The 19,206-nt window shown below is 64.5% G+C and carries 18 protein-coding genes; 4 read left to right on the forward strand and 14 right to left on the reverse strand.

Features of this window, described 5'->3' with window-relative positions; translation table 11 throughout:
- Positions 1-92: 92 nt before the first annotated feature.
- Together BraRD5C2_RS29510 and BraRD5C2_RS29515 are read left to right on the forward strand one after the other, a co-directional pair.
- Entirely contained in the window at positions 93-326 is a 234-nt protein-coding gene (locus tag BraRD5C2_RS29510; protein ID WP_223974618.1) for a hypothetical protein, read from the forward strand.
- On the forward strand, positions 323-850 hold the full coding sequence (locus tag BraRD5C2_RS29515) for a hypothetical protein (RefSeq protein WP_223974620.1): 528 nt from the start codon (positions 323-325) through the stop codon (positions 848-850). Before BraRD5C2_RS29510 ends, BraRD5C2_RS29515 begins: the two co-directional genes overlap by 4 nt.
- A 96-nt stretch (positions 851-946) precedes the next feature.
- Here BraRD5C2_RS29515 and BraRD5C2_RS29520 read toward each other — a convergent pair whose 3' ends face one another.
- From BraRD5C2_RS29520 to BraRD5C2_RS29565, 10 genes are all read right to left on the reverse strand, one after another.
- Entirely contained in the window at positions 947-2,323 is a 1,377-nt protein-coding gene (locus tag BraRD5C2_RS29520) for a vWA domain-containing protein (protein WP_223974622.1), read from the reverse strand.
- 6 nt (positions 2,324-2,329) lie between these two features.
- Entirely contained in the window at positions 2,330-3,277 is a 948-nt protein-coding gene (locus tag BraRD5C2_RS29525; protein ID WP_223974623.1) for an AAA family ATPase, read from the reverse strand.
- Between the two features lie 150 nt (positions 3,278-3,427).
- Positions 3,428-3,751 carry a hypothetical protein gene (locus BraRD5C2_RS29530; protein ID WP_223974624.1) on the reverse strand — a complete coding sequence of 108 codons (324 nt, stop codon included), beginning with the start codon at positions 3,749-3,751 and terminating at the stop codon, positions 3,428-3,430.
- A 167-nt stretch (positions 3,752-3,918) separates the two neighbouring features.
- Positions 3,919-4,551 carry an HAD-IA family hydrolase gene (locus BraRD5C2_RS29535; RefSeq protein ID WP_223974625.1) on the reverse strand — a complete coding sequence of 211 codons (633 nt, stop codon included), beginning with the start codon at positions 4,549-4,551 and terminating at the stop codon, positions 3,919-3,921.
- 153 nt (positions 4,552-4,704) lie between these two features.
- Complete coding sequence (locus BraRD5C2_RS29540) at positions 4,705-5,403, reverse strand: methyltransferase family protein (protein WP_223974626.1); 699 nt, start codon at positions 5,401-5,403, stop codon at positions 4,705-4,707.
- Positions 5,404-5,502: 99 nt separating this feature from the next.
- On the reverse strand, positions 5,503-5,847 hold the full coding sequence (locus BraRD5C2_RS29545) for a hypothetical protein (RefSeq protein ID WP_223974627.1): 345 nt from the start codon (positions 5,845-5,847) through the stop codon (positions 5,503-5,505).
- A 36-nt stretch (positions 5,848-5,883) separates the two neighbouring features.
- On the reverse strand, positions 5,884-6,063 hold the full coding sequence (locus tag BraRD5C2_RS29550) for a hypothetical protein (RefSeq protein ID WP_050630159.1): 180 nt from the start codon (positions 6,061-6,063) through the stop codon (positions 5,884-5,886).
- Between the two features lie 56 nt (positions 6,064-6,119).
- Complete coding sequence (locus BraRD5C2_RS29555; RefSeq protein WP_029080476.1) at positions 6,120-6,311, reverse strand: hypothetical protein; 192 nt, start codon at positions 6,309-6,311, stop codon at positions 6,120-6,122.
- A gap of 174 nt (positions 6,312-6,485) precedes the next feature.
- Positions 6,486-8,945: a S8 family serine peptidase gene (locus BraRD5C2_RS29560; protein ID WP_223974628.1), complete on the reverse strand. Its 2,460-nt coding sequence runs from the start codon at positions 8,943-8,945 to the stop codon at positions 6,486-6,488.
- A 352-nt stretch (positions 8,946-9,297) separates the two neighbouring features.
- The gene (locus BraRD5C2_RS29565; RefSeq protein WP_223974629.1) at positions 9,298-9,972 is read right to left on the reverse strand and encodes a LuxR C-terminal-related transcriptional regulator; all 675 of its coding nucleotides are present in this window, start codon (positions 9,970-9,972) and stop codon (positions 9,298-9,300) included.
- A gap of 439 nt (positions 9,973-10,411) precedes the next feature.
- Between BraRD5C2_RS29565 and BraRD5C2_RS29570 the strand changes: the two genes are divergently transcribed.
- Positions 10,412-11,173 carry a S1 family peptidase gene (locus BraRD5C2_RS29570; protein WP_223974631.1) on the forward strand — a complete coding sequence of 254 codons (762 nt, stop codon included), beginning with the start codon at positions 10,412-10,414 and terminating at the stop codon, positions 11,171-11,173.
- 99 nt (positions 11,174-11,272) lie between these two features.
- On the opposite strand, the gene BraRD5C2_RS29575 is transcribed toward BraRD5C2_RS29570, so the two are convergent.
- From BraRD5C2_RS29575 to BraRD5C2_RS29585, 3 genes are all read right to left on the reverse strand, one after another.
- Positions 11,273-13,495, reverse strand: coding sequence for an acetate--CoA ligase family protein (locus BraRD5C2_RS29575; protein WP_223974633.1), 2,223 nt, complete (start codon positions 13,493-13,495; stop codon positions 11,273-11,275).
- Positions 13,496-13,663: 168 nt separating this feature from the next.
- Positions 13,664-14,254 (reverse strand): class GN sortase, encoded by a 591-nt coding sequence (locus BraRD5C2_RS29580; protein ID WP_223974977.1) that lies wholly within the window; start codon positions 14,252-14,254, stop codon positions 13,664-13,666.
- 190 nt (positions 14,255-14,444) lie between these two features.
- Positions 14,445-16,664 (reverse strand): marine proteobacterial sortase target protein, encoded by a 2,220-nt coding sequence (locus BraRD5C2_RS29585; protein ID WP_374708063.1) that lies wholly within the window; start codon positions 16,662-16,664, stop codon positions 14,445-14,447.
- 254 nt (positions 16,665-16,918) lie between these two features.
- On the opposite strand from BraRD5C2_RS29585, the gene BraRD5C2_RS29590 reads away from it, so the two are divergent.
- Positions 16,919-17,683: a helix-turn-helix domain-containing protein gene (locus BraRD5C2_RS29590; RefSeq protein ID WP_223974979.1), complete on the forward strand. Its 765-nt coding sequence runs from the start codon at positions 16,919-16,921 to the stop codon at positions 17,681-17,683.
- Between the two features lie 227 nt (positions 17,684-17,910).
- On the opposite strand, the gene BraRD5C2_RS29595 is transcribed toward BraRD5C2_RS29590, so the two are convergent.
- The gene (locus BraRD5C2_RS29595; protein ID WP_223974636.1) at positions 17,911-19,131 is read right to left on the reverse strand and encodes an ABC transporter substrate-binding protein; all 1,221 of its coding nucleotides are present in this window, start codon (positions 19,129-19,131) and stop codon (positions 17,911-17,913) included.
- Positions 19,132-19,206 lie beyond the last annotated feature (75 nt).

The raw sequence follows: 19,206 nt of genomic DNA on the forward strand, positions 1-19,206 counted from the left end.
CGGTCGCCGTGAAAATTCGTGATCTCTATGTACGGCAGAACACGGGGAAGATTCAATCTTCAATTGAAGACGGTTCTATGTACGCGGCATGAATGCCGACTGTCGCTCTGGCGCCTGTGGCCGGCATCGGGCCCGTGTGCTCGCACTCCACGGCGATCGGCAGAATTCAATTGCAACACTTTGGAAAAGGTGGAAATCTCGCCGCCAGTCATTGCGATATTGCGTCGATATTTTTCTGGCCTTCAGGGATTTCGCCGGTGCGCGCGATCATCTTGCCTGCCGCCTTTCGCAGCTTCCTCAGCCTCGACCGGAACGGATCGGCATGAGCCACCAAGCTCTCGTGACGGTCATTCTCGCGGGATTGGTGGTGAGTGCGTTCGGACTGTTCTGGTGGGTCGGCAGCTATTCCGATCGCGTTTTCGTGGGCAGATTCCGGACCCGCTTTCCGGAGAAGACGCTGAGCTACACCGGCGATCAGCTCGGCGAGCTGGTGCAATCCGATCTGCGGATGAAGTATGTCTTCCCGATCCTGTTTCCGCTCGATCTCGTCGTCATGCTGGCGCTGGCGGGCGCGATGGGCGCGGCGTCATCATTCTGGCTGAACCAGATCTATCCGATTGCAGCGTGGCTCGGCCTGGTCGTGCCGGCGGTGTATCTGCTGAGCGACCTGATCGAGGATTGCTTGCTGGCGTGGCTGTTGCTGCACGGCGACCCGCATGCGGCGGCACGTTCCGTCTCGATGCTGAAGGCGATCACGACGATCAAGCTCGTCAGCATCTTTGCCTCGATCGCGCTGACGCTGGTCGCGCTCGTCGCATGGCTGTTTCACAGCGACTCGCTTCGCCTCTAGAGCATCGGTTCTGATTGAATCAGAAGCTCTAGATTTTTGTTTGACGCGTTTTCTTCACGCGAACCGGTGTCCACTTCGCTCGAAAACACTGGCGATCTATTGATACGTCGCCACGATGTCGGAGACGGCGCGCTCGAGCTGCCGGGCGGTCGCGCATTGGCGCACGACGGTGCAGAAGGTCGCGTAGCGCGGCATCTCGGAATCGCCAAAACCCCAGACCATGCGGCCTTCGGGGTTGAGCCATACCAGCCGCTTCGAGCGCTCGCCGATGCGGCGCAAGATGTCGGCGCGCGGATCGAGATTGTTGCTGCGGGCGTCGCCGAGCACGATCACCGTGGTCTGCGGCGTGATCGCGCTCATCCAATTGTCCTCGAAATCGGCGAAGGAATTGCCGTAGTCGGACGAGCCGAAGCCGACCTTGGACATGATCTCCTTCATCGCTTCTTCCGGCGAATTGGATTCCAGGATGTCGCTGACCTCGATCAGGTGGCCCGAGAAGGCGAACGAACGGACGTCGTCGACGACCTCGTGCAGGCTGTGGATCAGGAGCAAGAAGAAGTCCGAGACGCGGGCGACCGAGCCGGAGACGTCGCACAGCGCGATGATCTTCGGTCGGTCGCGATGCTTGCGCTTCCACGCGGTGAGGAACGGCACGCCGCCCCAGGCCGCATTCCGCCGCAGCGTGCGGCGGACGTCGAGATGGCCGCGGCGCTGACGCTTGCGCGGCTTGGAATAGCGCTCGCGCAGCCGGCGTGCGATCTGTCGGATCAGCGCACGCATCTGCTCGACCTGGCGCGGCTCGATCCGCGCTAGCGGCGCGTTGCGCAGGATCTCGTTGCGCAGGTTTTCGGTCTCTTCGCGCCCGTAGAGCAGCAGGGCTTGCGAGACCGTGTCGCGAACCGTGCCGCGCAGGCCGTTGAGCGCCTCCTGCAGCCGCTCGGCAAGCGCCGGATTGCGCGTGGTCTGTTCGTCGATGTCGTCGCGCAGGCGCTGGATGCCCATCGCATCGAGGATGCGGGTCTGGAAGATGCCGCGCTGGGTGAAGTAGCGGATGTCGGGCAGCGAGGCGGCGCCGGAGGCGTTGGCGATCGCCGTCGATATCGCGGCGCGATCCTGCGACAGCAGCATCTGCGCCAGCGGCCCGACATTCTCATTGGCAGCGCCGCCCGCCGTATCGCCGTGCTCATCGGCCGACGGGTTGGCGGCGGATTCGTTGTTGTCGTCGGTCTTGTCCTGCTCGGCGCTCTCCTGCTGCGGCTCGGGCTGGCTGAAGAACAGGTCAAAGCATTCGCCGAGCGAGCGCTTCTCGTCCTGGGTCTTGGCAAGCGTCAGCAGGAACGTGTCGCGCAGGATGTCGCGGTCGGCAAAGCCGACCTGGGCGACCGCCCGCATCGCATCGATGCTTTCAGCGGGCGAGACCCGGACCCCGGCTCCCCGCGCCGCACGAAAGAAGCGATGCAGGTTCTCGCGCATGTTGATCTAGCTGAATACGCCCTGGCGCGACGCCTTGGCGATGAAGCTTGAGATCTGCGGCGTCGCGGCCTCGATGTCGGCCTCGTATTTCAGGAGCACGTTGAGCGTGTCCTTGACGATCTCGGTGTCGAGCTCGCTCGCCTGTAGCAGCACCAGCACGCGCGCCCAGTCGATCGCCTCGCTGACCGAGGGCAGCTTCTTCAGGTCCAGCGAGCGGATCTCGTGGATGAAGCCGACCATCTGCTTGCGCAGCGTCTGCGAGATGCCGGGCACCCGGCTCTCGACAATGCGCTCTTCCAACCTCTGCTCGGGGAAGCCGATATGCAGATGCAGGCAGCGCCGCTTCAAGGCATCGCCGAGATCGCGTTCGCTGTTCGAGGTCAGGATCACGGTCGGCGGCGCCACCGCGGAGACGGTGCCGAGCTCGGGGATCGTGACCTGGAAGTCCGAGAGGATTTCCAGCAGCAGCGATTCGAATTCGGCATTCGACTTGTCGATCTCGTCGATCAAGAGCACGCAACCGGCCGGCTGCTCCAGCGCCTGCAACAGCGGCCGCGGCTCGACGAATTCCTTGGAGAAGAACACGTCGCCGAAAGTGTGGAGCTGGTCGAGCGCGGCAGCCAGCGTCTGCGCGCCGCCGAGCACCTCGCCGAGCTTGTCCTTCAGGATCTGGGTGTAGAGCAGCTGCTTGGCGTATTTCCACTCGTACAGCGCCTTGGCCTCGTCGAGGCCCTCATAGCACTGCAGGCGGATCATCTTCAGGCCGCGCCAGGCGGCGATCGCCTTCGCAAGCTCGGTCTTGCCGACGCCGGCAGGGCCTTCGACCAGGATCGGCTTCTCGATCTGCTGCGACAGATAAACCGCGGTCGCGATCTGCCGGCTCGCAATATAGCCTTGCGCGGCGAGGCCGCTTTCCACGGCCTCGATCGAGGCGGTGGGCCTAGTGTCAGCCACGAGGATCAGCTCCGAATTTGCCTTGAACTCGGACCTGTTCTGCTCCCGTTGCGGGCAAAGCACAAGGCTCGTTTGGCCCGCAAAGGCATGGAGTTAGCGCATGGTTCCGGGGTATTTCCGCCGAGCGCAATACCCCGGCGGCAGTAACCTCTAGCCCGCGCAGCTCTTCACGAAATCCTTGCGCTGCGGGCCTGTGATCTTCTGGTCGATTGCCTGCTTCAGGCAGTCGAGATGCGCCTGCGCCATACAGAGCTGCATCTGATCGTGCCGATCCTGACCCTTCAACGCCTTCGCCGCGCTCTGGCAGGCCGCGCGCTTCGCACCAGGCACGGGCACTGCCGCCGACGTGCTCTCTTGCGCCGGAGCCGCCGCCGGCGCTGCTGCCGGTGCGGGCGTTGAGGTTGATTGCGCGAACGCTGCGACCGAGACCAGCAGCGAACCAGCCGAGACCAGGGCGACGACGGGACGTTTCATGCGATGTACCTCCGCGGGCATGATCCGGAGAAGCGAGGTCGGCTTTTCCGGAACGCCATGCTCAGACCAGGAATAGGTGCGATTTCACGGTCGCGCCGTGACCCAAGGGGAGGCTGAGAATTAGAGATTGCCGCCTGAATGCGGAGTGAATATGCCGCGAGGCCGCTTCACCTCAGCGTGAGGCCGGTCGCCGCTTCGAGCTCGGAGATCGCCTGCGCGGCGTTCGCGACCTTGATCGTGGTCATGCCCATCTCGCGTGCCGGCTTCAGGTTGACGCCGAGATCGTCGAGATAGACGCAGTTCTGCGGGTTCACCTGCAGCGTCTCCACCATCATCTGGTAGATGCGCGGATCGGGCTTGCGCAGGCCGATCTTCGCGGATTCGATGACGTGGTCGAACAGCGCCATCACTTCCGCGACATAGAGCGTGCGTCCGCTATGGCTGCCGATTGCGTTCGACGGCAGGTTGTTGGTGATGCAGCCGGTCTTGAATTTCGCCTTGATGCGCTTCAGTGCCTCGACCATTTCGGGGCGGAGGTCGCCGGAGAGCAGCGGCAGCACGTCCTTGCCGCGCACCTCGGCGCCGAGCGCCTTCGATTCAGTGGCAAACAACTCGTCGAACGCGTCGATGCCGATCTCGGCGCGCTCGAACTTGGCCCAGGCGTTCTCGAGATGGTTGGCGGCGTTGGTGCGGCGGATGATGTCGACGGGCAGGCCGCGCTCGGTCTCGTAGCGCGCGAAGGCCTCGAACGGCGAGGTGGTCAAGACGCCGCCGAAATCCCAGATCACTGCCTCGATCATCAAAGTCCTGCCCGTTGCAAAGCGGCGGCTTCGCCTCGGGTCGTCCGGCCGTTTTGGCCGAAGACAGGGAAACGCGCGTTCAGCCTTCTTTATTGGAATTGCCGCCGATCAGGCAAGCCGCCAGTTTGCGGCACTCCGCCATACGGAACGGGCTCACCAGACCATCGGAACCAGGCGGTAACGCACGCGGCCGAGATATTCGGCGTAGCCGTCGAGTTCGGCGGCGAGCATCCGCTCCTCCATCATCGACCTCAAGCCGAGCAGCGCCGCCATGACAGGCACGATGCCAAGGCCATACCAGGATCCGAGCAGCAGCGGGGTGCCGACATAGGTCAACAGGCCGCTGGCATAGATCGGGTGGCGCACATAGGCGTACGGCCCCGTCGTCACCGCAGCATGCCCGCGCTCGCGCTGGATCTTCACGACCGGGGCGGCGTAGCTGTTTTCGCGGTAGGTCCGGTAGACGATGTAGAACGAGGCGGCGATCATCACCGCGCCGGTGCACTGCAGCCAGAACGGGACGAAAGATGTCTGGTAGCGCACCGCGTCGAGCGCCATCAGCGGCAGCCATGTCAGCCACAACAGCGGCATGATCGTCGTGATGACGCGATCCCACCCGGCCTGGCCGCGCGCGGTGCGGCGCTCCGCCAGCAATCCCGGATCGTGCCTTGCGAGCCATGCCTCCGTGATCAGCCCGCCGATCGTGATCTCGAGCAGGAACATCCAGCCGCCGGCCCATCGCATGGTGCCGGCCGCAAGAAACAGGAGTGTCCCGAGACCGACGAATGTGCAGGCGGCGCGGCGCAGATTGATGCCAGGGGGATTTCCGTTGGGATTGCCGTTCTGGTCCATGTCTTTCTCCGACGAGCGGCAACGGCCGCGCCGCCGGATCGGGCGGGCCGTTGCATGTCCGGGTAGCGGATCGAAGCGCCGCTCAGTGCGCAGGTCGGGTTACGGTCTGCGGGTCCAGTTTCGTGCCTGTCCGGAATAGACCTTGCTCGGCAACGCGCGGGCTGCGGGATCGAGCAGGATCTTCATCGCGGTATTGAGCCGCGCCTCCGAATGCGGTGAGCCATCATGGCGCATCTGCTGCGGAGCACCGGGGCCCTGCGGCGGCGCCATGTAGGCCGACGTTGTCGGCGGGGCGGGCGTGGTGGCGATCTTCGGACGGGCAACAACAGCTGCCTCCAACGGACGCCGCGCGTCGGCAATGCTTGACGCTGCGGATGCTGCTTCCGCCGGCGGCGGAGAGGAGGCTGTGCTGTCGGATCCGGATTTGCGGGGCGGTCTTGCCATGGCATCGGCTCCATTGGTTCGGTGATGACGACGACGTCAGGACTTGTCTTCGTCGGATGTGGTGCGTTTGGCGATGATCGGGTTGCGGTCGCTGATCGCGGCGAGCAGCGAGGCGTGGGTCACGACTGACGATACGACGATCTTTCCGGAGGGCTCGATCCGGCGACCGTTCTGCTGCTGTTGCTGCGGGCTCCTGGCGGTGGATTTCTGCATCATGTCGGCCTCCTCGAGGATGGGTGGGGCCCGACAGCGCCGGGCCCCGAGTTTGGCGATCAGATGCCGAAGGCACCGAGGACGCCCGGCAGCGCCTGCACGGCCGTACCGAGGATGTCCTGCCAGCCCTGCGGGTTGACCGAACCGTTGGTCGCCACTTCGGCAATCCGCTTCGGACCGCGCTCGATGCCCTCACACTGGATCGGGCTACGCACGCTGCCGAAGGTCTCAAAGTCGTTCCTTGCGTACATGTTCAGCTCCTTCTTTCGGTTTGAATTGACGGCAACTACGGGAGGTGGGCACCGACCGGGGCAGCCGTCGCTGGACGTCGCCCAGGGGATCGCTCATCGCGTCGATCCCCTGGACCACGTGACGCTAATTCGCGCCACGTTCTGATCTCCTCCGGACGCAGAGGAGCAATCGCGTCAATAGACCTGCCACTGCCGCAGCGGTCCGACCGCCACCGGCACCACGTCGCTCACGTCGATCGTGTACTGATAGACTTCGCGCGCCTGGGTCAGGACCTGCGTCGGGTTGAAGAAGCGGTAGGTCACATCGTGGCAGATCGATTCCGGACGGCAGATCAGACTCTGGTCGACCTCGACGGTGTCGAGCCGCAAGCCCTTCTTGGCGACGTCGGTGAAGATCTTCCGCGTATTGTAGGCATTCATCGCCGAGTAGTTCAGCGCGCGATCCTGCGGTGAAAGGCCGACGTTGCGGAATTCATTGTAGATCCGCTCGAGGAAACCCTCGGCGCCGTCCGGCCAGGTGGTGGGGTCGGGCCCGAACAGCGTGTAGAGGTCCCACTGGTAGAAGCCGCGCCAATCGGTCACCAGCGTCGGAACGACCGTGCCGTTGAGCAGCTTGGTCGTGTTGGTGCTGTCGACCCAGCCGGCCATCGAGACCCGCGCGACGCCGCCGCGCGGCGGGAATGCGGGGGGTGTGATCGGTCGTGCGTCAGCGCCGGCGGCGGCCGCCGTCGCCAGCACCACGGTGCGTGTCGTCGCGGGATCGTCATGCGAGACTTCCTGATGCCAGAGCGCCAGGATCAGCGCGGCGAAGAACCCGAGACCGAACACATCGAGCGGCTTGATCGCATAGATCGGGATCGAATCGATCGTCATCGTCCAGGTGATGGCGTCGGCGTCGGGGAAGTTGTTGCCGGCGCCGGCTGGCGTCGCGGTCTCGCCTTCGGCCTGGTTCAACAGATAGCGCGCCATGATCGCCGGATTGTACGGCGCCGAGGTATCGCCGGAGTGGTCACGCTCCGGTCCGAACGCCGGATCGCCGCGTCCGATCAGGCTGTCGCGCCAGTTGGCGATCGCCTGCACGAAGTAGTCGAGGCGGGCTTCCTTGCCGAAATCGTAGAACAGCCGGCCGATCGGGAAGGCGAGTTGACCGGTGGACTCGGCCGTCGCGCCCTGCGGACGCATGCCGCCGCCACAGCCGCAGTTCTTCTCGCTGGCTCGAACCGCGGGCGCCTCGTACATCGGCAGCGCCTGGGGCATTGCGACGGGAAGCGCATTGCTCGGCATCAGCGCGTGCAGTTGCTGCGGCTGCAGCCAGGTTTGCGGCATCATGCCGGCTGTCGGCATCGCCATCTGCGGCATCATCATCGGCGGCATCACCATCTGCGGTGCCGGGGCCGGTATCCAGACCATGTCGCCGCCCGCATGGGGCGCGTGATACGGATAAGGCGCGGGCGCTGCGATCGGTGCGGCGACGACGCCGTGATCAACGGGGGCGGCCATGGCCGCAGGTGCCGTCGGCGCGGCGGGTTGCGCCTCGCTTGGCATGATCCCCGCGCTGTTTCGCAGGACCGAGCCGTCCGGCCCGAATATGCGCGGAGCCGATGGTGCAGACATTGCTGATAGATCTCCCATGGAACCCTCTCTGGTTGCAGTTGGCTGAGCGGCGGATGACGGTTGGACGAAAGGGCGCGCGGACACTCCCCAGAAGCGGGGAGGCGCGGCCGTGGCACCCGACGGCATGACGGCGTCCGCCTGCTCGCCAAGCAGGGCGGCGACAGCCGCGGGAATATCGAGCCGTCCGGCGAGGCAGCGCGAGGCGCTGCCGTCGTTGCGGCAGGGCACCGCGCTCTCGAGCAGCGCGGCACGGACGGCTTGCGGATCGGCCTTGCGTCCGTTCTGGCGCAGGCATGAGAGCAGCAGCGCGACGACGCCGGTGACGATCGGCGCAGCGTAACTCGTTCCGGAACGCAGGCTGACGTTGCGGACCGGCGAGGCGCCGGCAATGTTCTCGCCCGGCGCCAGGATGCCGTTCTCGAGATAGGCGTCGCCGAAATTGCTGAACGGCAGCGGGTTGCCGGCCAGATCGCACGCGCCGACCGCAAGCACCGAAGCGAGGCTGCCCGGCACCTGGACGCAGCGGCAGCCATCATTGCCGGCGGCGGCGACGATCAGCTTTCCGGCGCGTTCGCACGCGCGCACCGCGTCGACCAGAATGCGATCGGCCTGTCCCGTCGCGGATTGCTGGCCGCTGCTGATGTTGATGATGTCGGCGCCCACGGCCAGCGCCTGGTTGATCGCGAGCGCCAATGTGCTTTGCGAGGACGGTTCGATCTGCCCGGCGGCATTCTCGCGATAGATCGAGAACACGGTCGCGCTGCAGTTCGGCGCGACGCCGAGCACCGGGCTGCCGGGTGTCCCCATCAGCACGCTCGTGACGTGCGTGCCATGCTCGGACTGGATCATCGATGAAGACGGGGCGACGAACTCGCCGCCCATCGCGACGCGGGCCTGCCTGAGCGAGGGATGATTGAGATCGACGGGGCCGTCGATGATCGCGATCTTCACCGCGGGGTCGCCACCCGACGTTCTCTGCCACAAGGCAGTCAGACCAGCGATGTCGGCAACTGGATTCATGAAATCGATCCTCGACGGTCTGCTGCGAAATTCGTGCAGCCGATCCGTCTTCCACGGCAATCTGCAACCGCGCAGCGAGCGAAAAGAGCGGCATGTCGCTGCGTTGGTGCTGTTGTGGCAGGTGTGCCGCGAAAGGCCTATTCACCGCGGTGGATCAGAAAGGATCGAGACGATGATGCGGATCGACCGATCCATGAGATCGATCCTGCGCCTCGAAAGATCGATCAAAGGGTTTAGTCGGGATCGATCTCACCGCGTGACGCGCCCGCATGCGCGCAAAGCCGCGCCGCACCTGCGCACCAATGCGTGCACGCACTGCGGTCGGTCGAATACGGAATTCAGGTCGCGGGTGTCAGTCGAGCTCGCGGCGACGATCGAGAGCCGGCGCGGAGGATGCGAGCCACGGCGCTTCGCGGACCCGCCGCATCGCCTGTGCCCGGCGCGGCAGGCCGAGCTTTTGCAGCACGTGATGGACGTGATGCTTGACGGTGGCAAGACTGAGATTGAGATCGCGCGCGATCTCCTTGTTCGACATGCCTTGCCCGATGAGCTTGAGAACCTCGCCTTCGCGGCGCGTCAGGCCCTGGTCCGTCTCGATCGTATCCGTCTGACGCTCCATGCAAAACAGCGCGCGCAGCAAGCCGCCGGAAATCTCGGCGCTGCAGGCAAGCCGCCCCGACGCCACGTCCGACAGCGCGCGGCAGAGCTCGTCGAAGCTCGCATTCCGGGAGATGTAGCCGCTAAACCCGGCCCGGCCGCAGCGAACTACGTCGCGCCGGTCCTCGTTGAGGCCGAGCGCCACCAGCGCGATCTCCGCATGCTCGCTCGCAATCACGCGCACCTCGTCGAGATCGATGCCCTGTGTGACGTCGATCAGAATGACACTCACACTGTTGGTCTCGAGGGTCGCGCGCAGGCCGGCAAGATCGGCGACCGCCGCCTCGACGGCAAACTCGGCGTGGTTCTGGAAACTCGAGGTAAGCCCCTCGCTGAACAGCCTGATCGGCGTGACGACCGCGATCCTCATGATTATCCTCGAAACTCAACGAAATGGCGGATGAAAAGCCGTCTATAAGTCAACGGCACCGGCATCCAGAAAGTCATGAAGGTAAGTATGCGGTATGCTGCCAGAGGTTGTATTTATTATCAGGTCGAAATTACGGCCCCGATACGCGCGGGATCAAGAGATACAGTTCACATTCGAACGTCGCGCTGGCAGCACAACGCAGGATACGATGTATCGGATATCGCGGCAAGGCGGCGACACGCAGCGCGTGCGCACCATGGGGCTGCGGGAAATCTCGCGGTGACTTCAACGCCGTAGTGATCGACGTCTAGATATTTAGATAATTGACGCATGCGGGCCCGGGTGCTCTGTACAAGATTGCGTGTTCTTCGGCCGAGTGTGAGCGACGCAATGCCGCGCCTCGGATGTGCTCAATCCAGATGCCAATCGACAGGATTCCATGACGAGCGTGATTCGAGCGACAGCCTTTCTGACCCTGTTGATGGCAACGCCAGCCTTCGCGATCGTCGGTGGTGGCGCGCCGTCGACCGATGGCGTCGCGCGCGCCGTCGTCACCATCGTTGGCTCGCGCGGCAATTTCTGCACCGGCGCGCTGATCGCGCCGAAGGTGGTGCTGACCGCGGCGCATTGCGTGCAGCCCGGTGCCGACTACAAGATCGTCGATTATGGGCCGGACCGGCAGCCGAAGCTGCAGGACGTCAAGACGGTTGCGATCCATCCCGGCTTTCGGATGCAGGCGATGACCAATCATGTCGCGACCGCCGATGTCGCGGTGCTGCAACTCGCGCTACCGGTTGCAGGCAAGGCGCCGGCCGTGCTCGGCATACCCGACATTCCGGTCCAGGTCGGCGGCCGCTTCACCATCGCCGGCGTCGGCGTCACGGTGCGCGGCGACGGCAAGAGCGGCGGCAGCATCCGTGTCATCAGCCTGATTGCGAACGGCAAGCCCGGTACGCTGCAGATCCGTCTGGTCGATCCGGTCGGGCAGGGCGTGCGCGAGGGGCTCGGCGCCTGCACCGGCGATTCCGGTGCGCCCGTGTTCGAGGACAAGCAAGGCGGGCCCGTCATCGTCGGCGTGGTAAGTTGGTCCACCGGCCCGAACGGCACCGCCGGTTGCGGCGGCATCACCGGGGTGACGCCGCTCATGCTTTATCGCGACTGGGTGATGCAGACCGCGCGGCAGTGGGGCGCGAGCTTTTGACAACGGTTGTCATTGCCGGGCTTGACCCGGCAATCCATCTGGAAATGACTTGCTTCTGAAGATGGATGCGCGGGTCAAGCCCGCGCATGACGATCGAACCTAATGCCCCGCAGCCTTGTTCGCGGCGGCGTTGTTCAGCACGATCAGGCCGTCGACGGCGACGCCGAGCTTGCTGTTGATCAGGAACGGATTGACGTCGATCGAGGCGATGCGGCCGTTGGCGTCGGCCATCAGGTTGGAGAGCCCGACCAGCGCCTTCACCGCCGATGGCTCGTGCAGCGCCGGCTTGCCGCGGTAACCCTTCAGCTTGACCCCGGCCTTGGTCTTGGCGATCAGCTCTTTCGCCTCGGCGGCGTCGAGCGGCGCGCCGGCAAGGGCGACGTCCTTCAGCAGCTCGATATCGACGCCGCCGGTGCCGAACAGCACCACGGGGCCCATCTCGGCATCGAGCGAGGCGCCCACCACGAGCTCGAGGTCGGCCTTGACCTGTTGCGCAATCAGGATGCCCTCGAGCTTTGGCTTGCCCTTCAGCTTCTTTACCCGCGCGGTGATGTCGTTGAACGCCTTCTTCACCTCGGCCGCATTGCCGAGGTTCAGCACCACGCCGCCGATGTCCGACTTGTGCAGGATGTCGGGGCTGACAACTTTGGCGACCACCGGGAAGCCGATTGCCTTGGCGATCTTCACCGCCTCCGCCGCGGTCTGCGCGACGTCTTCCTTGGAGATCGGGATGCCATAGGCCTTGAGCAGCTGCTTCGAGGCGACTTCGTCGAGCGCGGCGGCGCCGTTGGCGGCCTTCAGCGTCTTCTCCAGCACGGCGCGCGCGGACGCCTTCGAGCTCGATGCGATGTCGGGCACTTCCTTGCGCAGACCAGCATATTCGATCAGCGACTTGATCGCGCCGACCGCGCGGTCGAGGCCCTGCATGACGGCGATATCGGGCAGCGACTTGCGTAGTCCCTTGGTGAATTCGGTGAAGCCGATCGACATCGCGCTGATATAGATCACCGGCTTGTTGGCCTGGCCCGCCATCTCGTTGACGATCTTCAGATTGCGCTCACGCAGCTCATGCGGCGCCTTCGGCAGCTCGGCGTCGATGATGACGACGTCGGTGTCGGGATCGTCGATCATGATCTTGATCGATTTCATGTAGACGGAGGGATCGACCACCGCGGCGAAGCCGGCATCGAGCGGGTTGCCGACGATGCTGCCGGGCCCGAGCATCTTTGCCAGCTGCTCCGATGCGCTCGGGCTCAGCGGCGCGAAATTCAGGCCGGCCGAATAGAACGCGTCGATCAGAAGTCCGCGCTTGCCGCCCGACAGCGACACCGCCGCGAGGCGGTTGCCCTTCGGTGGATCGGCATGGACGAAACACTCGGTGGTTTCGATCAATTCATCCAGCCCGCGCACGCGGATCACGCCTTCGCGGGTCGAGATCGCATCGAACGTCTCGATCGAGCCGGCTAGCGCGCCGGTGTGCGCCATCGCGGCAGCGCGGCCGCCTTCGGAAGCGCCGAGCTTGAGCGCGATCACCGGCTTGCCCGCAGCGCGCGCGGCCTTGCAGGCTTCGCGGAACACCTTTGTGTTCCTGACGCCTTCAAGATAGACCACGATGACGCGGATGCTCGGATCGGCGGCGAAATAGCTCATCAGGTCCGGGGTCTCGAGCCCGGATTCATTGCCAGTGGTGACCATGTAGCCGACACCGACGCCGCGATCCTCCAGCGCCTGGCGGATCGCCATCACGATCGCGCCGGATTGGCCGGCGATCGCCACCGCGCCGGGCTCCATGGTGACGATGCGGTCGTCAATGTTAGTGAACAGGTTCTCGCCGGCGCTGAGATTGCCGAGGCAATTCGGACCGGTGACGGCAAGTCCGGTCTCCTTGATCGCCTGCTTCAGCTCGACCGCGAGCCGCTGGCTCTCCTCGTCCTGCAGCTCGCTGAAGCCGGATGTGACGATGGTCGCCGAGCGGGCGCCGGCAGCGGCCGCGTCGCGGATCACCTGCACGGCAAAGCGGGCCGGTACCAGCACCAACACATGGTCCGGCTTTTCCGGAAGGCTGGCGAAATCCTTGTAGCAGGTGACGCCCCAGATGGTTTCGCGCTTAGTGTTGATCGGAAACAGGCCGCCGGCATATTGGTATTTGACGAGATTGTTCCAGATCCGTTCGGCATAGTTGCCGGGCTTGTCGGTGGCGCCGACCAGCACGATGTTGCGCGGGTGCAGCATCGCATGGATGCTCTTAACGATGTCGCTGGCGTCAGCGGGCGGTGCCCATTTGCGGGACGGATGTGACGCGGTGCCTGCGAGAGCTTCCATGGAGCCTGCCCTTATCCTTGTTCTACTTGTTTCCTCTGGCCCACGGCAGATCACCGCAGAACGCGACTTTTCATTGTTTTTATGGCCGATGGAAAGGGGTAGCAACTCACGCTGACGCAAGTCAGGCCATCGCTTGCAATATCCCGGCAGGCGCAAAATCGATGCGGATCAGGAACCTGAGTCGGATAGGCTCGAATCCGATTGGATCATGGTCGCGTGCAACAGATAACGCTCGGGGCCGGATGTCAGCGCGTCAAACGGCCAGCATGTCGACAGCACCAGCTCATACCGGTTGGTGAGCGGATCGATGCCCGATTGATCGAAGCGGACGACCGCGCTGCGATCGGCCCGGTAGCGAAAAATCTTGCCGTCGCTTCTCGTGACGTCGATCTCGTCACCGATTGTGACGTCCTTGAGAAAGCGGAAATGGGTGTCGCGATGCGCGGAATAGACCGCGATGCCCGGCTCGCCGGCATCGACGGTCTCTTCGACATGGCCGGGACCGAACGCCAGCGCCTGGCCGCTGCTGCCGGCCAGCGCGATCGCGGAAGCGTGCAAACGCTTCACCTCGATCCGTGCGACGGGCCAGGTATCAGCCCAGCGCCACGGCTTCACGGGATGTCCGGTCGCGATGCTCTGTGCGAAAGCGCGCTCCAGCAGCACCTGCGCGAGCAGTGCCTTGGCGTGGATATAGGCGCCCTGGCCGAACAGGATCAGGCCGATGAGGGCGAAAGCGAGCGGGAGGATAAAGCGGCGCATTGTTGAGCCTTCCGTCATTCCGGGGCGCGTAGCGAACCCGGAATCTCGAGATTCCGGGTTCGATGCTGCGCATCGCCCCGGAATACACTCGAAGAAAAAGTGGCGCGCGCGGCCCCCGGGGGGACGGGTGAGAAGGCCGCGCGCGCTCTTGAAAGAGAAGGTCGGGGGCACCTCCTCCTTTCATCCGACGTCAGTGGGACAACGTCTGACGTCGGTTGAACACCAGAAGCAGAAGGCTGACCGTGAGCAGGATCACACCTGCGATCATCTTCAGCTCGGCGTCGGTCGCGGTCTTCGGCAGCTGGATCGTGCCGGGACCTTGCGTCGCGACCGGTGACCGCTTCAGCGCGGCGAACTGCACCTTGCCGTCGCCGGCGTCGGCGCGACGCTCGGTCGGTGCAGCCGGCAGGCGCGGACGCTCGCCGAACACCTTTGCGAAATCCCAGCCGGCGGGCAGGTTGAGCGGCAGTTCGGAGAGCCTGAGCGGCTCGCCTTCGGGACGGCTCGGCGTCTTGTCGACCGCAACCAGGCTGGTCAGTCGCGTCACAAGCTGATGCTCCAGCGCCAGCGCAAGAATGGTCTTGTCGGCATCCTCCGGGTTCGCCTGCCGCGTGGTGCGTGCAACCTCGGCATCCGCGATCTTGCGGCGCGCCCACAGTTTCGACAGGCCTTTGCCTTCGGCGGCATTCGCGAGCGGCAGCGTCACGCTCCACGGACGATCGCCGATGCGGCCCTTGATCTCGACCGAGCCGGCGAGCTTGTCGAGCTTCGCGGCCAGCACGAGCGACTCGTCGCGATAGACGTCGGGCAGTGCCGACGGCGTCAGGTCGGCTGTCGCCTCGGAGAATTTCGCGGCGAGGTTGGTCACTGCGGGATTCTCCAGCTTGGCGAACAGGTCGCGCATCCGCTCATCGACCTGCTCGACCGATCCGATATGGGTGAAGGTGCCGCGGCCGAGCTCGGCAGCGCGCGTCATCAGATAGGTGTTCGGTGCCGAGCCGATGCCGACCATGAAAATTCGTGAGCGACCGCGCAGCGCGCTGATGGTCTCGAACAATTGCTGCTCGTTGCCGATGGCGCCGTCGGTCAGGAACACGACCTGTCGGACATGATCGGCGTCGTCGTGGTTGGTGTCGGAGAGCGCCGCGCGCATCGCCGGCACCATCTCGGTGCCGCCGCGGGCCTGGATCGCACTGACGAACGATGTCGCGTTGCCGATATTGGCGCTGTTTGCCGCGACCGGCGACGGGAACAGGGTGTCCATGGTGTCGTCGAAGCGGATCACGTTGAAGCGATCGGTCGGTTGCAGGCGGCCGAGCGCGTAAAGAAGGCTGGCCTTGGCCTGAATGATCGAGGTGCCGCCCATCGAGCCGGAATTGTCGATCACGAAGATCACTTCGCGCGGCAGGGCCTTCTGCTGCGCCTGCTCGACCGATGGCGGGGTGACGAAGGCCAGCAGATAGTCGGAATTGCCGACATGCTCGCGGAACAGCCCGACCGACGGCGCCTTCTCGGCGGCTGGCTTCCAGCTCAGTTCGAAATCGCGATCGGCGGGCACCGGGCCTTCGGCGAGCTTGACGACGCGCGTGGTGCTGTCGGGGCTCTCGATCTTGACCTGGTGGAAATGGCTCTTCACCTCGCCGAGCGGGAAGCCGGCGTTGAGGTGCACCGTGATGTTGGTCGGATTGATCGGGGCGTTCGTCGCGGGATCGAGCACTTCCGAGGCGATCCGATCGCGGTCCGGCACCGGATCGGTCGTGGTCGCGCCCCAGCCACTGCCATCGGCGCGGAGGTCGACGCTCTGCACCACCGGACGCGGATTGTAGCGCGGGCCGACCACCATCGGCACCCGCAGCGAGAATTCGTTGCCGTTCTGCTGCACCAGTTCCTGATATTCGATCTGCACCAGCACGGTTTCGCCGGGGCCGATATTGGCGACCGAGTTGGTGAAGATGTTCGGCCGTTCCTGCTCGGTGAGCGCGGCCTTCTGGCCATTCTGCTTGGCCTGCTCGTAGATCGCGCGGGCCTGCTGCCGCTCCTTGATGTCGCCGACCACGATGCGGTCGCCGACCACCATCTTCAGCGTGTCGACCGCGCCGCCCGCCGGCAGCGGATAAACATAGGTCGCTTCCACCCAGTCCTTGGTCGGGTTGCGGAAGATCTGCGTGACGCGGGCGCGGACGGTCGGGCCCGACACGGTGAGGTCGACATCGATGCCGAGCCTCAGCGCATCCCTATAGCCGTCGTCGGTCTTGAACAGCAGCGAGCCGGAGCGGGCCTCGCTCGGCCGCAGCACCGCCTGTTGCGGCAACTCGGCAGACCACACCGGATCAAAACTCACGAACAGCGCCGCGAAGCCGATCGCCAGCGCGGCCACACCTTCTACCAGGAAGAACAGCACAATGCGCATCCGGCGCGACAGGCGGATCTGCGGGCTGCTCTCACATGCATCGTAAATCGTCATTTTCGTCACTCCGAGCGAGGCTTTCGCTGCTTCCCAATCATGGAGAGCGGCGGTTTTGGCGCGAGCAGAATGATCGGCAATGATTGGCCGCCGCCCGGCGCGGCCCGCCGCCGGCCGAGGCGGCTTTGTGCGGTTTTGTGATGGATTGTCCGGTCTGCTAGACTGCGCGCAGATTGATGGGGAATCAGCGCAGGACCACGATGCCGACGCCGGACAAGCAGCTTTCCGCCGAGCAGAGCCGGCAGGTCGCAGAGACCATCCGCGAGGAAATCGCGCGCCGCCGCATCTCGCGGCAGACCCTGGCCGAGCAGGCGAAGCTCAGCCTGTCGACATTGGAGAAGGTGCTCGGTGGCCGCCGCCCGTTCACGCTGGCGACCACCGTGCGGCTGGAGCAGGCGCTCGGTGTGTCCTTGCGCAAGCTGCCGGCGGCAATCACGGTGGCTGCGCCTGCCAATGGCGGGATCGCGCCCGACAGCCTCGGATCCTATTCGCGCCGTTCGGTGGCGCGGATCGAAGGGACTTACATCACCGTGCGCCCGTCGTTCGGCGAGCAGGGCGCGGTCTATGCCTATCGGACGGAGATCGCCTGGGACGATGCGGCGTCATCGCTCGGCTTCCGCGAGGCCGAGCGGCAGGATACCGATTACACCCAGTATGGCGAGGTGGCGGTGCCCAACGAATCGGGCTTCGTCTATCTCGTGACCAACCGGCATGGCCAGCATCGCGTGATCACGGTCTCGCGCCCGCGCAATTCCGGTGAGATGTACGGCATCATCACGACGCTGCTCGCCGGCCGCGGCTCGCTGCTGACGCCGGTCGCCGCGCCGATCGCATTCCTGCCCGTCAAGAACGTGCCGAAGCCGAGCCTCGGCCGGGTGTCGGCCGACGATGCGAATTACGCCCTCTACCGCGAGCATCTGCGCCGCACGATCGACGAGCCGTTTGCGATCTTTTTGCCGGGGTAGTCACCTGCCAATCCCGTCATCCTGAGGTGCGAGCTCTTGCGAGCCTCGAAGGATGCACGGCCACCGACCGGGCTGTCGACCCTTCGAGACGCGCGCAAGAGCGCGCTCCTCAGGGTGACGGTGATAGAGTGGTCGCCGGCGGCCTTACCTGCGAAGAACCGCAAAACAACGAAGCCGCCCGGATGGGCGGCTTCGCGACACAGTTTGCTCGTCGTCCCGGCGTAGCGCTAGCCGCCGGTCTCGGCGCTGATGATGTCGCCGAACAGCTCCCACTGTCCGTTCTTGAACTGCATCATCTTGAGCTGCTCTACCGGCGCGAAGTCGGTCGCGCTGGTGTTGATCCGGATGCCGGGGATCAGCGTGTCGGGCGTGAAGTCCTTCAGGCTGGCGGCCTGCTTCATCACGTTCTCACGCGTCAGATTGTCGCCGGCCTGCTTTAGCACCTGCACCATGGTCTGCGCCGCGGCGTAGCCATAGACCAGATTGGCGTCGGACAGATTCGCGCCCGGCATGTACTTCTCGGCGAAGGCCATGAACTTCTTCATGCCCTCGTCATTCTTCCACTGCGGATCGGACGCGTCCTTCAGGTAGCCGGCCGACAGCACGCCTTCGGATGCTTCGAGGCCGGCGGGCTTCATGACCGCGCCGATCGAGATCGAGACGTCGGTCATCACGTGCATCGGCTTCCAGCCGAGCTCGGCGATCTTCTTGATCGCCTGCGCGGCGAATTTCGGCGTCGAGATGTTGACGAACACGTCGGCGCCGGTGTCCTTCAGCTTGACGATGTGGGAATCGATCGACGGCTCGGTGGTCTCGTAGCTTTCCTCGGCGACGATCTTGACGCTCGACTTGTCGAGCACCTCCTTCAAGCCGACCAGGTAGTCCTTGCCGAAATCGTCATTGGCATAGAAGATCACGACCTTGGCATCCGGCTTGGTCTTGAGGATGTACTTGCCGAAGATCCGCGCCTCGACGCGATAGCTCGGCTGGAAGCCCATGGTCCACGGGAAATCCTTCGGATCGTTCCACTTGCTGGCGCCGGTGGCGAGGAAGAGCTGCGGCACCTTCTTGGCGTTGTGATACTTCTGCACCGCGGTCTGGGTCGGCGTGCCCAGCGCGTTGAACACCAGGAAAACCTCGTCGCTCTCGATCAGCTTGCGGATCTGCTCCACGGTCTTCGGCGGCGAGTAGCCGTCGTCGTAGGAGATCCAGTTGATCTTGCGGCCGTTGATGCCGCCCTGATCGTTGATCATCTTGAAATAGGCTTCTTCGGTCTTGCCGATGACGCCATAGGCGGAGGCGGGACCGCTATAGGCCTCGACATTGCCGATCTTGATCTCGGTGTCGGAGGCGCCGGTGTCATACTTCTTTTGTGCAAAGGCGGCCTGGGTGGAAAGCAGGCAGAGCGCGGCGGCGGCGGCCAGCAGCGACAATTTTGTGGTTTTCATAAAGGCAATTTCCTCGATTGATTCTGGTTGGGGACTTACGCAACGAACCCGCAGCCGGTCCCGGCAGACGGTTGC

This window comes from Bradyrhizobium sp. RD5-C2, assembly GCF_019972155.1.
In the GTDB taxonomy this organism is placed as follows: Bacteria; Pseudomonadota; Alphaproteobacteria; order Rhizobiales; family Xanthobacteraceae; genus Bradyrhizobium.

Bases quoted from the DNA above. Each gene is read 5' to 3' on its own strand.
- BraRD5C2_RS29510 (WP_223974618.1), top strand. From the start codon at position 93: ATGCCGACTGTCGCTCTGGCGCCTGTGGCCGGCATCGGGCCCGTGTGC.
- BraRD5C2_RS29515 (WP_223974620.1), top strand. From the start codon at position 323: ATGAGCCACCAAGCTCTCGTGACGGTCATTCTCGCGGGATTGGTGGTG.
- BraRD5C2_RS29520 (WP_223974622.1), bottom strand. From the start codon at position 2,323: ATGCGCGAGAACCTGCATCGCTTCTTTCGTGCGGCGCGGGGAGCCGGG.
- BraRD5C2_RS29530 (WP_223974624.1), bottom strand. From the start codon at position 3,751: ATGAAACGTCCCGTCGTCGCCCTGGTCTCGGCTGGTTCGCTGCTGGTC.
- BraRD5C2_RS29535 (WP_223974625.1), bottom strand. From the start codon at position 4,551: ATGATCGAGGCAGTGATCTGGGATTTCGGCGGCGTCTTGACCACCTCG.
- BraRD5C2_RS29540 (WP_223974626.1), bottom strand. From the start codon at position 5,403: ATGGACCAGAACGGCAATCCCAACGGAAATCCCCCTGGCATCAATCTG.
- BraRD5C2_RS29545 (WP_223974627.1), bottom strand. From the start codon at position 5,847: ATGGCAAGACCGCCCCGCAAATCCGGATCCGACAGCACAGCCTCCTCT.
- BraRD5C2_RS29550 (WP_050630159.1), bottom strand. From the start codon at position 6,063: ATGATGCAGAAATCCACCGCCAGGAGCCCGCAGCAACAGCAGCAGAAC.
- BraRD5C2_RS29555 (WP_029080476.1), bottom strand. From the start codon at position 6,311: ATGTACGCAAGGAACGACTTTGAGACCTTCGGCAGCGTGCGTAGCCCG.
- BraRD5C2_RS29560 (WP_223974628.1), bottom strand. From the start codon at position 8,945: ATGAATCCAGTTGCCGACATCGCTGGTCTGACTGCCTTGTGGCAGAGA.
- BraRD5C2_RS29565 (WP_223974629.1), bottom strand. From the start codon at position 9,972: ATGAGGATCGCGGTCGTCACGCCGATCAGGCTGTTCAGCGAGGGGCTT.
- BraRD5C2_RS29570 (WP_223974631.1), top strand. From the start codon at position 10,412: ATGACGAGCGTGATTCGAGCGACAGCCTTTCTGACCCTGTTGATGGCA.
- BraRD5C2_RS29575 (WP_223974633.1), bottom strand. From the start codon at position 13,495: ATGGAAGCTCTCGCAGGCACCGCGTCACATCCGTCCCGCAAATGGGCA.
- BraRD5C2_RS29580 (WP_223974977.1), bottom strand. From the start codon at position 14,254: ATGCGCCGCTTTATCCTCCCGCTCGCTTTCGCCCTCATCGGCCTGATC.
- BraRD5C2_RS29585 (WP_374708063.1), bottom strand. From the start codon at position 16,664: ATGCGCATTGTGCTGTTCTTCCTGGTAGAAGGTGTGGCCGCGCTGGCG.
- BraRD5C2_RS29590 (WP_223974979.1), top strand. From the start codon at position 16,919: ATGCCGACGCCGGACAAGCAGCTTTCCGCCGAGCAGAGCCGGCAGGTC.
- BraRD5C2_RS29595 (WP_223974636.1), bottom strand. From the start codon at position 19,131: ATGAAAACCACAAAATTGTCGCTGCTGGCCGCCGCCGCCGCGCTCTGC.